This is a genomic window from Phreatobacter sp. GW821-FHT04C01 (assembly GCF_059420385.1).
Window position 1 is genome coordinate 801,096 of the sequence record NZ_JBWKTP010000003.1, and the last position, 12,311, is coordinate 813,406.

Genomic DNA, 12,311 nt, shown 5'->3' on the forward strand with positions numbered 1-12,311 from the left:
CAACGCGCCCGATGAAAGTGCGCCATGAAAGACTTTCTCACCGCCCTGGGCCTGGTCCTCGTCATCGAGGGCATCCTGCTCGCCGCCTTGCCGATGCGGGTGCGCCAGGCGCTGGAAATCATGCGCCTGACGCCGATCCAGCAATTGCGCATCATCGGTCTCGTCTCGGCGATTCTGGGCCTCGGCGTCATCTGGTGGATGCGTAGCTGACACGCGCTTGATCGCGCCCGACCAAAGACCCGATTGACAAGCGCGCCCCCAGGATTGATGGGAGGGGCAGCTTCGCTACATCTCGCGAGACTTGAAGACATACCATGGCTCAGTTCACGCTTCCCAAGAACTCCAAGATCACCGAGGGCAAGGCCTGGCCCAAGCCGGCCGGCTCCAATCACCTCAGCGAGTTCAAGATCTATCGCTGGAATCCGGATGACGGCGCCAATCCGCGCATCGACACCTATTATGTCGACCGTGACGATTGCGGCCCGATGGTCCTCGACGGCCTGATCTGGATCAAGAACAAGGTCGATCCGACTCTGACCTTCCGCCGCTCCTGCCGTGAAGGCATTTGCGGTTCCTGCGCCATGAATATCGACGGCACCAACACCCTCGCCTGCACCAAGGGCATGGACGAGGTGAAGGCGAGCGCGGTCAAGATCTACCCGCTGCCGCATATGCCCGTGGTCAAGGACCTCGTCCCCGACCTGACCCGCTTCTATACCCAGCATGCCTCCATCGAGCCCTGGCTCAAGACGACGACGGCCCAGCCGGAGAAGGAGTGGCGCCAGTCCAAGGAGGATCGCGAAAAGCTCGACGGTCTCTATGAATGCATCCTGTGCGCCTGCTGCTCGACCTCCTGTCCGAGCTACTGGTGGAACGGCGACCGCTATCTCGGCCCGGCCATCCTGCTGCAGGCCTATCGCTGGCTGATCGATTCGCGTGACGAGGCGACCGGCGAGCGGCTGGACAATCTCGAGGATCCGTTCCGCCTCTATCGCTGCCACACCATCATGAACTGCTCGAAGGCCTGCCCGAAGGGGCTGAACCCGGCCAAGGCGATCGCCGAGATCAAGAAGATGATGGTGTCGCGTCAGGTCTGACGCTCCCCGCGGCGGCCCTTGCCGCCGCTTTTCACCTGCGATGCCCGGTCTGCCGCTTCCGGCGGCGGTTCGTTCCGCCGCCCTTCCGCCACGGAAACTCCGCGCCGGCTCCCGTTTGTCACCGCGGAGCCGCCGTCACCTCCATGTGAGTTCGAACCTCCGTTCACGGGAGGTTCATCCATGGCTTCGGGATATCGACTGATCCGGTCCCCCTTGTTCAAGCTCGCCGCCATCGGCGTGCTGACGCTGCTGCTCGTCATTCCCCTCGTCGCCATTTCATCCCTGCGCGGCGAGCGTTCGCAACGCGCGGCCGAGGTGATCGGGGAGGTCGCCGGCGCCTGGGCGGGTGAACAGACGATCGTCGGCCCCATCCTGCTGCTGCCCTATGTCAGCCGTTCCGGCGGCCAGGATGCGCGGACCGTCAGGCGCGTCCTGGCCGTTCTGCCGGAGACGCTCCGGCAGAACGGCGATCTCAAGGTCGAGCAGCGCCGGCGCGGCATCTTCGAAGTGCCGGTCTACCGGGGCGAGGTCGACATCGATGCCCGTTTCGCGCCGGTCGACGTCGCGCGCATCGACCCTTCCGCCATCGCGCCGGTCTGGGAAGAGGCGGCGCTCGTCTTCCATGTGCTCGATCCGCGCGGCCTGCAGCGCGAGGTACCGGTGCGCATCGGCGACAGCGTGACGCCGCTGGAGCCGGGGGCGGGGCCGGCGACGTTCCAGGTGCCGACCCTCTACGCGGCCCTTGGCGGCGTCGACGGCGCGGCACCGTTCAACGTCAGCGCGCGGTTCGATCTCAAGGGCTCGCAGGCTTTCGGCCTTGCGCCGATCGGCCGGACCTCGACGGTCGCGCTCCGCTCCAACTGGAGCCATCCGAGCTTCTTCGGCGCCTTCCTGCCGGCCGAGCGGGAGATTAGCGAGGCCGGTTTCTCGGCGAACTGGTCGGTGCCGCACTATGCCCGGCCGGTGGCGCAGGCCTTCGTGGCCGAGCCCGCGCTGTTCCAGCGGCTGGTCGCCGCGCGCTCGGGCGTGCGGCTGTTCCAGCCGGTCGACATCTATCACCTGGTCGAGCGGGCGCTGAAATATGGCGTTCTGGTCATCGGCGCCGCCTTCCTGGTGGTCTTCCTTCTGGAAGTCCTGGCGGCACGGTCGTTCCATCCGATCCAATATCTCATGGTCGGCGCGGCCTTGACCCTGTTCTACCTGCTGCTTTTGTCCTTCGCCGAGCATATCGGCTTCGTCCGGGCCTATGCCCTGGCCAGCGCCGCCGTCGTCGGGCTCGTCTCGCTCTATGTCGGACTGGCCTTCGGGCGGCTGAGGGAGGGGGCCATGGTCGCCGGCGAGCTTGGCCTGGCCTACGGGCTGCTCTTCATCGTGCTGCGCTCGGAGGATTACGCCCTGGTCACCGGTGCGATCGTGGTCTTCGCGGCACTGGCGACCGTTATGCTCGCCACGGTGAAGACCGACTGGTCGGCCTTGTCGGGAAAATCAGTTGAGGAAAAACCGGCTGCGACGTCGTAAAGGATCGGTTAACGATAAGCTGAGCATCGTCGCGATGTCGCGTCACTGCCATGGATCCGCCGCAGCTTGCGTCGACCGTGGCAGTGTCGCCGTATCGCGCCGACATTTTTCGGGACCACTTCATGCTGACGCGCCCCGTCGCCCTTCTTCTCGCCTCGGCCGCGCTTGCCGGTTGTACTTCGGACCGTTTCGGTGACTTCTCCTCGGCGTCGATGCCCAGGACCGGGTCGCAGCGTATCGACGGCGGCTACGGCCAGCCGCAGCCCATGGCGCCGGCGCCTCAGCGCCGGCCTTCGGCCGCCGACGAGGACGTCATTGCCGGCGGCCAGCAGGCGCCGGACCAATCGGTCGCCACCGAGGATATCCCGCCGCCGCCCGGCACGGGCCGCACCTCCGATGTCGGCCCCTCCGCCATCGACCCGGCCCTGCGCCCGGCGAGCCCGTCCGAGCAGCCGCGCATCATGGTCGAGGAGCCGCCGCCGCGTGGCAGCGCCGGCGCCCCGGCGGCGGTTGCCGCCCTGCCGCGCCAGGAGGCTCCGCGCGCGGCAGCGCCGTCGGCCACGACGATTGCCGGAACCTGGACGGTGAGCGACGCGGGAGACCGCTGCCGGATCACCCTGACCTCGACGCCGCTGTTCGAGTTCTACCGCGCCAGCCCGCAGAACTGCCGCGCGCCGTCGCTGGCCCGCATCAATGCCTGGGAACAGCGCGGCTCGGAAGTGGTGCTGCTGCAGCCGGGCGGCCGGGTCGCGGCGCGGCTCTTCCCGCAAGGCTCGGGTTATTCCGGCGCCACCGCCACCGGCGCTACCGTGACGATGGCGCGCTGACCCTCCAGGTCAGCCTTCGCCCCGGTTGCCGAGGTCCGCGGGGCGCCTGCGGGCGCGCTTCATCAGGTTGAGCTGGGCGTCCAGCATGGTCGCGGCGACCGACGAGCCGTCGCGCCAGGCTTCGCGCCAGAGCGACAGCGGGTTGGCGGGCTCGGCCTTGACGTCGGCGAAGACGTCGCCGGAGGCATAGGTGATCTTGCCGTCGAATCGGGCGGCCAGCCGCTGCATGGCGCGGTTGGCCGGCAGGCAGGTCATCACGAGGCTCCGCACGCCGCGATTGCGGGCGGTCAGCAGCAGGCGTCCGAACAGCGCCGTGCCGACGCCGGTCAGCCGCCAGGCTTCCTCGACGGTGACCGCCACCTCTGCGGCATTGTCCTCGAGCAGCCGCAATTCGGCGGCGCCGCGCAGGATCCCGTCGACCAGGAAGCCGTGCACCAGCGCATCCGCGCCGAGCGCGGTCTCGGCATAGCCGGAAATGGTGTCGTCCGAGACGCCCGCGGCGAAGCGGCAATGCCGGGCTTCCGGATCGAGCCTCAGGAAATGCTCGCGCAGCAGCGCGGTCTCCCAGGGCATCAGCTTGCGGATCACGCCGGACGCGGTGAGCTCGTCGGTCATCCTATGGTCCTCGTTTGCCCGCCATCAGGCGGCTCATGACGTGGAACCCTCGAGCCTTGAACGTCGTTTCCCTCGACCGGGCGTTCTTAGCGCGGGCATTCCGTCGGGAACCAGCTCTAATTTTGCAGTGCAGCATGACAAGGGCGTGATCGCGTCCTTGCTGCGGCGGCGAGCCCAACGCCAGATGAACAGGTGGGCACGCAAACGAAAACCCCGGCCGCGAGGCCGGGGTTGAGCTTCACCAGCAGGGGTGAACGCTTACTTCTTCAGTGCGGCGCCGAGATTGCCGAAGCGCTGGTTGAAGCGCGACAGGCGGCCGCCGCGGTCCATCAGCTGCTGCGTGCCGCCGGTCCAGGCCGGGTGCGACTTCGGATCGATGTCGAGCTGCAGCGTGTCGCCCGGCTTGCCGTAGGTCGAGCGGGTCGTGTACTCGGTGCCGTCGGTCATGACGACCTTGATGGTGTGGTATTCAGGATGGATGCCGGTCTTCATGGGTCGTCCTCAAAGGGCGCCGGATCGGTCATACGCCGGCACGCGGGTCGTCCTGTGACGAGAAGCCGCGCTCATACGCGAAGTTCGTCGGGTTTTCAAGACACGATGGACGCTTGATAAGCGCACCCGCGCAAGAACCATGGGATTGCAGCATGAGCATCGCCGCATCGTCAGCAGATCAGCCGGTGGAAGCCTCGCCCGGGAAGAAGCGCCGGCTCAGGCCGCTGCTCGGGCTGATGCCTTATGCGCTGCGCTATCCGGGCCTGCTGATCGGTGCCGCGATCGCCCTGACGGTGGCTTCGCTGGCGACGCTGGCGGTGCCGTTGGCGATTCGCCGGATGATCGATTTCGGCTTCTCCACCGATGGCATGATCACCCAGTATTTCGGCATGCTGATCATCGTCGCGGCGGTCCTGGCGATCGCCTCGGCCTCGCGCTTCTACCTGGTCACGACGATCGGCGAACGGGTGGTGGCCGATGTCCGCTCGGCCGCCTTCCAGCACCTGACCACGCTGTCGCCGAGCTTTTTCGATACCGCCAAGACCGGTGACGTGATCTCCCGGCTGACCGCCGACACCACCCAGATCAAATCGGCGGTCGGGGTCTCGGTGTCGATCGCCCTGCGCAACCTGATCATGTTCGTCGGGGCGGTCGTGATGATGGTCGTCACCAGCCCCAAGCTGTCGCTTTACGCGGTGGCCGCGATCCCGCTCCTGGTTCTGCCGTTGGTGGCCTTTGGCCGCGACGTGCGCCGCCGCTCGCGCATCGCCCAGGACCGGCTCGCCGACGCCTCGGCCTATGCCAACGAAAATATCCAGGCGGTGCGGACCATGCAGGCCTTCACCGCCGAGCGCACGGTGTCGGCCCGTTTCATCGCGGCCGCGGAGGAGGCCTTCGCCACCGCGCGCAGCGCCAACAAGGCGCGCGCCATCCTTACCGCCGTGGTGATCTTCCTGGTGTTCTCCAGCGTGGTGGCGATCCTCTGGGCCGGTGCCCAGGAGGTGCTGGCCGGCAGCATGTCGAGCGGCCGCCTGTCGCAATTCGTGCTCTATGCCGTGTTCGGCGCCGGCGCGCTGTCCGAGCTCTCGCAGGTCTGGAGCGAGATCAGCCAGGCGGCCGGTGCGGCCGAACGGCTGACCGAGATCATGGCGATCGAGCCGGCGGTGAAGGCGCCCGCCAGTCCGCTGCCGCTGCCCGAGCCGCCGCATGGCGAGATCGGTTTCGTGGCGGTGCGCTTCGCCTATCCGGTGCGCCCGGAGACCAAGGTTCTCGATGGCGTCAGCTTCACGGTGAAACCGGGCGAAAAGGTCGCGATCGTCGGTCCGTCGGGGGCGGGAAAGTCGACGCTGTTCGCCCTGCTGCTGCGTTTCTACGACCCGGTCGGCGGGGTGATCCGCTTCGACGGGGTGGCGCTGGATCAGGCCGATCCAGAGGCCCTGCGCCGCCGCATCGCCATGGTGCCGCAGGATGTCGCGGTGTTCGCCGCGAGCGTCGCCGACAACATTCGCTATGGCCGGCCGGAGGCGAGCGACGCCGAGGTCGTGGAGGCCGCCAGGCTCGCCTTCGCCGACGAATTCATCATGAAGCTGCCGGGCGGCTATGAGAGCCTGATCGGTGAGCGCGGCGTGACCCTGTCCGGCGGCCAGCGCCAGCGCATCGCCATTGCCCGCGCCATTCTGCGCGACGCGCCGCTGCTGCTGCTCGACGAGGCGACATCGGCGCTGGATGCCGAGAGCGAGACCATGGTCCAGGCGGCGCTGGAGCGGCTGATGCAGGGCCGCACGACGCTGGTCATCGCCCATCGCCTGGCGACCGTGCTCGGCTGCGACCGCATCCTGGTGATGGACGAGGGCCGCATCGTCGAGGAAGGCACCCATGCCGAGCTCGCCGCCAGCGGCGGGCTTTACGCCCGGCTCGCCGATCTGCAGTTCAATGGCGGTCAGGCCCCGGCGACCACACCATGACATCGATCGCGAAACCCTGGCTGTTGGTGCGCGCGCCGGTCTTGGCGAAGCCCTCGCGCCGGTAGAAGGCGATGGCGCGGCCATTGTCGGCATTGACGTCGAGCGACAGGCCATTGGGCGACAGGCGCTTGGCTTCGTCCATCAGGGCCCGGCCGACCCCGGAGCCCTGGTGCGCGAGACCGACTAGCATCTGGTCGATCCAGCCACCAGCCGGATCGACCGTGACGAACCCGGCGAGCGCGGTGTCGACGAAGGCCAGCGGGATCGCGACCCCCGCGCCGGCGAAGGCGGTGATCCGATCGGTGAACCAGCCGCGCCGCTTGTCGAAATCGATGGCCGGATAGGTTGCCGCCCAGGTCGCCGCCCAGAGGCTCGACATGGTGCCGAGCGCGGCCGGATCGAAAGCGGCAAGCCTGATCGTCACCGGTCGGTCAGCCTCAGTTCGATGCGGCGGTTGCGCGCCAGCGCCTCGGGACTGTCGCCCTGTTCGATCGGCTGGAACTCGCCGAAGCCGGCGGCGACCAGCCGTTGCGGGGGGATGCCCTTGCTGACCAGATATTGCACGACGGCAATGGCACGCGCCGCCGACAGGTCCCAGTTCGAGGCGAAGCGGCCTCCGCCGATCGGCCGGGCGTCGGTGTGGCCGTCGACCCGCAGCACCCAGGGAATATCGGCGGGAATATCGCGGGCGACCTGGGTCAGCGCTTCCGCCAGCTTGTCGAGCTCGGCGCGGCCGCCGGGTTCCAGCACGGCCTGGCTGGAGGCGAAGAACACTTCGGAGCCGAACACGAAGCGATCGCCGACCACCCGGATATCGGGCCGGTCGGCGAGAATTTCGCGCAGGCGGCCGAAAAATTCCGAGCGGTAGCGTGACAGCTCCTGGACCCGCTGGGCCAGCGCCAGGTTCAGCCTGCGGCCGAGATCGGAAATGCGCGTCTGCGAGTCGCGGTCGCGCGCTTCGCTCGCCTGCAGGGCGTTTTCGATGGCCGCGAACTGCCGGCGCAGGGCCGCGATCTGCTGGTTGAGGAGCTCGACCTGGGCCAGCGCCGCCTGGGCGGCCTGGCGTTGCAGCGTCACCTCGCCTTCCAGCGTCTGGGCCCGGCTGCTCGCCGCGCCCGCCTGCCCCTGGGCCTGGTCGGCCAGCGCCTGCAGCCGGCGCCGGTCCTGTTCGGTCGTGCCGAGCGTCGCGCTGATCGCCGACAGGTTTTCCTGAAGGCCCTGGCGCTGGCCACGCTCCAGCTGCAGCAGATCGCTCAGTTCGGCGATCTGCTGGTTCAGCCGCGTCATCACATTGTCCTTGCCGGCGATCTCGCGCGACAGGAAGAACTGCGCCAGCATGAACACCGACAGCATGAAGATGATGGCCAGGAGGAAGGTCGACAGCGCGTCGACGAAGCCGGGCCAGTAGTCGATGCCCCGTTCGCCGCGCCGGTTTCGCGACAGGGCCATCTCAGAACCGTCCCGCGCGTTCGCGCAGCATCTGCTCCAGGAGCTTGCGGATCTCCTTCTGGTCGCCGGCCTGCGCCTCGACCCAGTCGCGAATCATCTGCTGCTCGGAGCGCATATGGGTGACGAGGCCCTGGATACCCTCGGCCAGGTTGGCCATGGCCGCGGTCGAACGCTGGTTCGCCGGGTTGTCGACCATGGCTTCGCGCAGCCGCTCGAACGCGCGCTGCAGGTCGGCGACGGCGACCCCGCCGGCGGCATCCGCCGCGGCCGGGCTGACCACCGCCATGTCCTGGACGGTCGAGGACAGCCAGTCTTCCACCTCGGTGTAGAAGCGGTTCTGCGCCTGGCTCGCCTGCAGGTCGAGAAAGCCGAGCACCAGCGACCCGGAAAGGCCGAACAGCGAGGACGAGAACGCGATGCCCATGCCGCCGAGCGGTTCGGCGAGGCCGCGTTTCATGTCCTCGAAAATGGTGCCGAGTTCGCCCTGGGTCGAGAGGCTGTTGATCACCCGGCCGACCGAGGTCACCGTGTCGATCAGGCCCCAGAAGGTGCCGAGCAGGCCGAGGAAGACCAGCAGGCCGGTGAGGTAGCGCGACAGATCGCGGCCCTCGTCGAGCCGGGTGGCGAGCGAATCGAGCAGGCTGCGCATGGTCATGGTCGAGATCGCCATGCGGCCGACCCGCTCGCCCAGCATGGTCGCCATCGGCGCCAGCAGCACCGGGGCCCGCTCCACCGTGATGCCCGGGTCGGCAAGGCGGAAGGAGTTGACCCAGGCGACTTCGGGAAACAGCCGGATCACCTGCCGGATGGCCAGCAGGATGCCGATGACGCAGACCGCGACGATCAGCCCGTTGAGGCCGGGATTGGCCATGAAGGCGGTCTTGATCTCGCGCTGCAGCACCACTGCGACGAGCGCGACGAGCACGAGGAACACGACCATCCGGAACAGGAAGATCCGCGGGGATGTGACCTTGAAGGGATCGAGTTCGCGGGCCATCGGCACTCGTCGGTAGGTTGCGGTGTCGCAGGAAACTAACCTGCGCCATCCCGGATGAGAAGCAAGGCGTATGGCGGCGGTATGACGCTGATAATAATGGCGGGGCGGACGTCGGGTTCCCTGGTCACGGTCCAGAGCCGCGGTTTCGGGCCGCGGCCCTTGATCAGGCTCCCATCAGTCCTTCCGCCCTGGCATAGGCGTGGGTCCTGTCGAGACTACGCGTGGCGCGGGCGAACAGATCGTCGATCTCGTCGGGCGTGATGATCAGCGGCGGGCAGAAGGCCAGCGCATCGCCGACGCTGCGCAGGATCACACCTTCGTCCTCGGCGAATTTGGCCGCCTTGGCGCCGATCCCGGCCTTGGCGTCGAACGCCTTGCGGCTCGCCTTGTCGGCGACCAGCTCGAGCGCCCCGACCAGCCCGACCCCACGGGCCTCGCCGACCAGGGGATGGTCGGCGAGGGCCTTCAGATGGCCCTGGAACCGCGGCGCCTTGGCGGCCGAGCCCTGGATGATGTTGTCGCGCTGGTAGATCTCCAGCGTCTTCAGCGCCACCGCCGCGCCGACCGGGTGGCCGGAATAGGTGAAGCCGTGGCCGAAGGTGCCGATCTTTTTCGATTCGGTGACCAGCGCCTCATGCATGATCTCCGGGATCATCACCGCTCCAACAGGCATATAGGCCGAGGTCAGGGCCTTGGCGATCGAGATCGCATGCGGCTTGTAGCCGAGCACCGGCGAGCCGAACCATTCGCCGAGCCGCCCGAAGCCGCAGATCACCTCGTCGGCGATCATGTAGATGTCATAGGCGTCGCAGACCGCCATGATCTTCTCGAAATAGCCCTTGGGCGGCACCAGCACGCCGCCCGCGCCCATCACCGGCTCGGCGATGAAGGCGGCGACCGTGTCGGGGCCCTCCTTGATGATCAGCTCTTCGAGCTCCCTGGCGCAGCGCGTCGCGAACTCCTCCTCGGTCTCGCCATCGAGGCCGAAGCGGTAGAAATGCGGGCAGGAGGTGTGCAGGATATTGGCGATCGGCAGGTCGAAATCGGTATGGTTGACCGGCAGGCCGGTGAGCGAGGCGGCCGCCACCGTGACCCCGTGATAGGCCTTGATGCGCGAGACGATCTTCTTCTTTTTCGGCCGGCCCAGCGCATTGTTCATGTACCAGACCATCTTGATCTGGCTGTCATTGGCCTCCGAGCCGGAGCAGACGAAGAACACCTTGGAGATCGGCACGGGCGCGACCTCCTTCAGCTTTTCGGCCAGCTCGATCGCCGGGTCGTGGCTTTTGCCGCCGAACAGATGGGTGAAGGAGAGCTTCTTCATCTGCTCGTAGGCGGTCTCGGCCAGTTCCTCGTTGCCGTAGCCGAGCGAGGTGCACCAGAGCCCGGCCATGCCCTCGATATAGGCCTTGCCATCCACGTCGTAGACATGGATGCCCTTGGCCCGCTCGATCACCAGCGGGCCGGTCTCGCGGATGGTCGCCTGGTTGGTATAGGGATGGACGAGCGTCTCGACATCCCGCACCTGAAGGTTCGTCAGCGGCATGGCATCCTCCGGACAATCGATCGGCTGCGAGTGAAGCCGATCCGGCCGGCCGAAGTCAAAGCAGGAGAGACCTGATCGGCGCGTGAGGTCCGGGCCGCGTCAGGTGGCGGCCTGCCGGCTGCCGGCACGCAGCTTCGCCGCGAGCCGCAACGCGAGCGCGATGCCGAGCAATGCGACCGGCACGAGATACCAGCCGCTCACCGGGATGCGCTTGCCGTTGGCGACGACGAAGCTGATCCAGATGAAATGGGCGCCGGTCCAATGCAGCAGGCGCCAGGCGCGCAGGCCGATCCAGACGGCGCTCCGGTCAAACGAGGTCGCCGCCATGGCTGATATGAACAGATAGGCGAGCCCGCCCGAGACGATGTTGCCGATATTGGTCAATTGCCAGAACAGCAGGGGATCGCGGCGCGCCAGGAGGACGATGGCGGCGAGGTGAATGCCATGCGACAGGGCGAAGGCGAGGCCGAGCTGGCGTCGGTTGCGCCGGAGCCAGCGCGCCGGTTCCGATGGCAGGAGCTGCGCCAGGGCCGAGGTCGCGAAGGTCGTCAGGAACAATGTCAGCGAGCTCCGCGCTGTCAGGCGGATGATCGCGCGCAAGCCGTCGCTGTCATTGGCGGCGAGGCCGTAGGCCACCGCGCTGGCGCCGGTCAGGACGACCGCGACGAGGCCGAGCAGCGGCCATTTTTCGATCGATTTCGAGACAAACACCGGCATTCCGCGCCTCCAGGGGGCGGTTGAACGTGCTGTCGAGGATGGCTGTCGGTACCGCCGGCTCAGCCGGCGAGGATCGCCTCTGCCCGCAGGCTGCGTCGTCGCAGGGCCTGGATCTGTGCCATCAGCCAGACGACGAGGCCGAACTCGGCCAGGCTGCCGGCGATCACCGCCGCCTGCAGCAGGCCGAAATCGCCGCTGCTCGTGGCGATGCGCGCGACGCCCGCCGCGGTCGATAGCGCCAGCGCGCCGAGGGTGCCGGCGGCGACCAGCGCCACCATCCGGAAGCCACGGGCGGCGATCGCGTCCAGCACCTCCGCCGGCGGCTGGCGGCGCGCGGCCAACCAGCCGCCGCAGCCGATGGCGAGCGCGCCGACAAAGGCGTAGCGGTCGACCAGCAATGCGATCGGTCCGGCCGATCCCTCGGCCAGCCCCAGGGTCCTGAGGCGCATGGCCAGGAAAGTCGCGAGGAAGGTCGCCAGGATCACCAGCCAGATGCGTTCGGTCTGGCGGCTCAAGGCATCAAGCGTGAAGGCGGCGGCGATCGCGCGGGCCGGGCCGATGCGGGCGAGGGCTTGCCGTTCGGCGGTCTCGGGGCTGAGGTCGCCGCCGGCCTCGACCGCCTCGGCCAGATGGTCGGCGAATTCCTCACGGACCCGGCGGGCCAGCCGGCGGTCGAAATCCAGCTGGCTTTCGAGTTCGTCCAGATAGGTCTCGATCAGGCTGGCCATGACCGGTCTCCTGCCACCAGCGCCTGTACGGCCCGGGCGAAGCGGTCCCAGACATCGCGGCGTTTGGTCAGCGCGACGCGGCCGTCATCGGTCAGCGTATAGACACGCCGGCGCCGGCCGCCCGCCGGAATGACCCACGAACTCGCCAGCAGGCCGGCCTCTTCCAGCCGATGCAGCGCAGGATAGACGGTACCTTCCGGCAGGTCGAAGGTCTGGTCGCTGCGCTGCTTGATCGTCTCGATGATCGCGTAGCCATGCGCCGGCCCCGCCTCCAGCGCGGCGAGGACGATGGTGTCGAGGTGACCCTTGAGCATTTCCGGTTCCATACCTAGAAACGCTATACCTCGTGTCGCTAGGTGTC

At 67.8% G+C, this 12,311-nt stretch carries 14 protein-coding genes; 5 read left to right on the forward strand and 9 right to left on the reverse strand.

The genetic code is table 11. The annotated features are described in order from the left end of the window. Positions 1-24: 24 nt before the first annotated feature. The 4 genes from AC07WJ_RS15500 to AC07WJ_RS15515 all read left to right on the forward strand — a co-directional run bounded on the left by AC07WJ_RS15500 (position 25) and on the right by AC07WJ_RS15515 (position 3,442). On the forward strand, positions 25-210 hold the full coding sequence (locus AC07WJ_RS15500; RefSeq protein ID WP_494935473.1) for a DUF2065 domain-containing protein: 186 nt from the start codon (positions 25-27) through the stop codon (positions 208-210). Between the two features lie 104 nt (positions 211-314). After that, a complete protein-coding gene (locus tag AC07WJ_RS15505) occupies positions 315-1,097 on the forward strand; it encodes a succinate dehydrogenase iron-sulfur subunit (RefSeq protein WP_494935474.1) in 783 nt (260 codons plus the stop codon). 180 nt (positions 1,098-1,277) lie between these two features. Next, complete coding sequence (creD, locus tag AC07WJ_RS15510) at positions 1,278-2,615, forward strand: cell envelope integrity protein CreD (protein WP_494935475.1); 1,338 nt, start codon at positions 1,278-1,280, stop codon at positions 2,613-2,615. 122 nt (positions 2,616-2,737) lie between these two features. Next, entirely contained in the window at positions 2,738-3,442 is a 705-nt protein-coding gene (locus AC07WJ_RS15515; RefSeq protein WP_494935476.1) for an AprI/Inh family metalloprotease inhibitor, read from the forward strand. A gap of 9 nt (positions 3,443-3,451) precedes the next feature. Here AC07WJ_RS15515 and AC07WJ_RS15520 read toward each other — a convergent pair whose 3' ends face one another. Beyond that, positions 3,452-4,057, reverse strand: a complete 606-nt coding sequence (locus tag AC07WJ_RS15520) for a GNAT family N-acetyltransferase (RefSeq protein ID WP_494935477.1) — start codon at positions 4,055-4,057, stop codon at positions 3,452-3,454. A gap of 258 nt (positions 4,058-4,315) precedes the next feature. After that, on the reverse strand, positions 4,316-4,549 hold the full coding sequence (gene rpmE, locus AC07WJ_RS15525) for a 50S ribosomal protein L31 (protein ID WP_494935478.1): 234 nt from the start codon (positions 4,547-4,549) through the stop codon (positions 4,316-4,318). 152 nt (positions 4,550-4,701) lie between these two features. Here rpmE and AC07WJ_RS15530 point away from each other — a divergent pair, with 152 nt between their 5' ends. Next, complete coding sequence (locus tag AC07WJ_RS15530) at positions 4,702-6,513, forward strand: ABC transporter transmembrane domain-containing protein (protein ID WP_494935479.1); 1,812 nt, start codon at positions 4,702-4,704, stop codon at positions 6,511-6,513. Here the strand turns inward: AC07WJ_RS15530 and AC07WJ_RS15535 are convergent. The 7 genes from AC07WJ_RS15535 to AC07WJ_RS15565 form a co-directional block, all read right to left on the reverse strand. Continuing rightward, positions 6,479-6,937 (reverse strand): GNAT family N-acetyltransferase, encoded by a 459-nt coding sequence (locus AC07WJ_RS15535; RefSeq protein WP_494935480.1) that lies wholly within the window; start codon positions 6,935-6,937, stop codon positions 6,479-6,481. The two genes, AC07WJ_RS15530 and AC07WJ_RS15535, sit on opposite strands and share 35 nt — an antisense overlap. Continuing rightward, positions 6,934-7,962 (reverse strand): peptidoglycan -binding protein, encoded by a 1,029-nt coding sequence (locus AC07WJ_RS15540; protein WP_494935481.1) that lies wholly within the window; start codon positions 7,960-7,962, stop codon positions 6,934-6,936. Before AC07WJ_RS15540 ends, AC07WJ_RS15535 begins: the two co-directional genes overlap by 4 nt. Position 7,963: 1 nt before the next feature. Beyond that, positions 7,964-8,959, reverse strand: coding sequence for a flagellar motor protein MotA (locus AC07WJ_RS15545; protein ID WP_494935482.1), 996 nt, complete (start codon positions 8,957-8,959; stop codon positions 7,964-7,966). Positions 8,960-9,122: 163 nt separating this feature from the next. After that, a complete protein-coding gene (locus AC07WJ_RS15550; RefSeq protein WP_494935483.1) occupies positions 9,123-10,505 on the reverse strand; it encodes an aminotransferase in 1,383 nt (460 codons plus the stop codon). 99 nt (positions 10,506-10,604) lie between these two features. Beyond that, a complete protein-coding gene (locus AC07WJ_RS15555; RefSeq protein WP_494935484.1) occupies positions 10,605-11,222 on the reverse strand; it encodes a hypothetical protein in 618 nt (205 codons plus the stop codon). Positions 11,223-11,281: 59 nt separating this feature from the next. Next, complete coding sequence (locus tag AC07WJ_RS15560; RefSeq protein ID WP_494935485.1) at positions 11,282-11,950, reverse strand: HAAS signaling domain-containing protein; 669 nt, start codon at positions 11,948-11,950, stop codon at positions 11,282-11,284. Further along, positions 11,938-12,264, reverse strand: a complete 327-nt coding sequence (locus AC07WJ_RS15565; protein ID WP_494935486.1) for a PadR family transcriptional regulator — start codon at positions 12,262-12,264, stop codon at positions 11,938-11,940. The genes AC07WJ_RS15560 and AC07WJ_RS15565 overlap by 13 nt, the downstream gene beginning before the upstream one ends. Positions 12,265-12,311: the final 47 nt, after the last annotated feature.

What these genes read in the sequence shown, in the direction of transcription:
- AC07WJ_RS15540 (WP_494935481.1), bottom strand. Translation starts at nt 7,962, where the DNA reads ATGGCCCTGTCGCGAAACCGGCGCGGCGAACGGGGCATCGACTACTGG.
- AC07WJ_RS15555 (WP_494935484.1), bottom strand. Translation starts at nt 11,222, where the DNA reads ATGCCGGTGTTTGTCTCGAAATCGATCGAAAAATGGCCGCTGCTCGGC.
- AC07WJ_RS15500 (WP_494935473.1), top strand. Translation starts at nt 25, where the DNA reads ATGAAAGACTTTCTCACCGCCCTGGGCCTGGTCCTCGTCATCGAGGGC.
- AC07WJ_RS15505 (WP_494935474.1), top strand. Translation starts at nt 315, where the DNA reads ATGGCTCAGTTCACGCTTCCCAAGAACTCCAAGATCACCGAGGGCAAG.
- AC07WJ_RS15530 (WP_494935479.1), top strand. Translation starts at nt 4,702, where the DNA reads ATGAGCATCGCCGCATCGTCAGCAGATCAGCCGGTGGAAGCCTCGCCC.
- AC07WJ_RS15520 (WP_494935477.1), bottom strand. Translation starts at nt 4,057, where the DNA reads ATGACCGACGAGCTCACCGCGTCCGGCGTGATCCGCAAGCTGATGCCC.
- AC07WJ_RS15515 (WP_494935476.1), top strand. Translation starts at nt 2,738, where the DNA reads ATGCTGACGCGCCCCGTCGCCCTTCTTCTCGCCTCGGCCGCGCTTGCC.
- creD (WP_494935475.1), top strand. Translation starts at nt 1,278, where the DNA reads ATGGCTTCGGGATATCGACTGATCCGGTCCCCCTTGTTCAAGCTCGCC.
- AC07WJ_RS15550 (WP_494935483.1), bottom strand. Translation starts at nt 10,505, where the DNA reads ATGCCGCTGACGAACCTTCAGGTGCGGGATGTCGAGACGCTCGTCCAT.
- AC07WJ_RS15545 (WP_494935482.1), bottom strand. Translation starts at nt 8,959, where the DNA reads ATGGCCCGCGAACTCGATCCCTTCAAGGTCACATCCCCGCGGATCTTC.
- AC07WJ_RS15560 (WP_494935485.1), bottom strand. Translation starts at nt 11,950, where the DNA reads ATGGCCAGCCTGATCGAGACCTATCTGGACGAACTCGAAAGCCAGCTG.
- AC07WJ_RS15565 (WP_494935486.1), bottom strand. Translation starts at nt 12,264, where the DNA reads ATGCTCAAGGGTCACCTCGACACCATCGTCCTCGCCGCGCTGGAGGCG.
- rpmE (WP_494935478.1), bottom strand. Translation starts at nt 4,549, where the DNA reads ATGAAGACCGGCATCCATCCTGAATACCACACCATCAAGGTCGTCATG.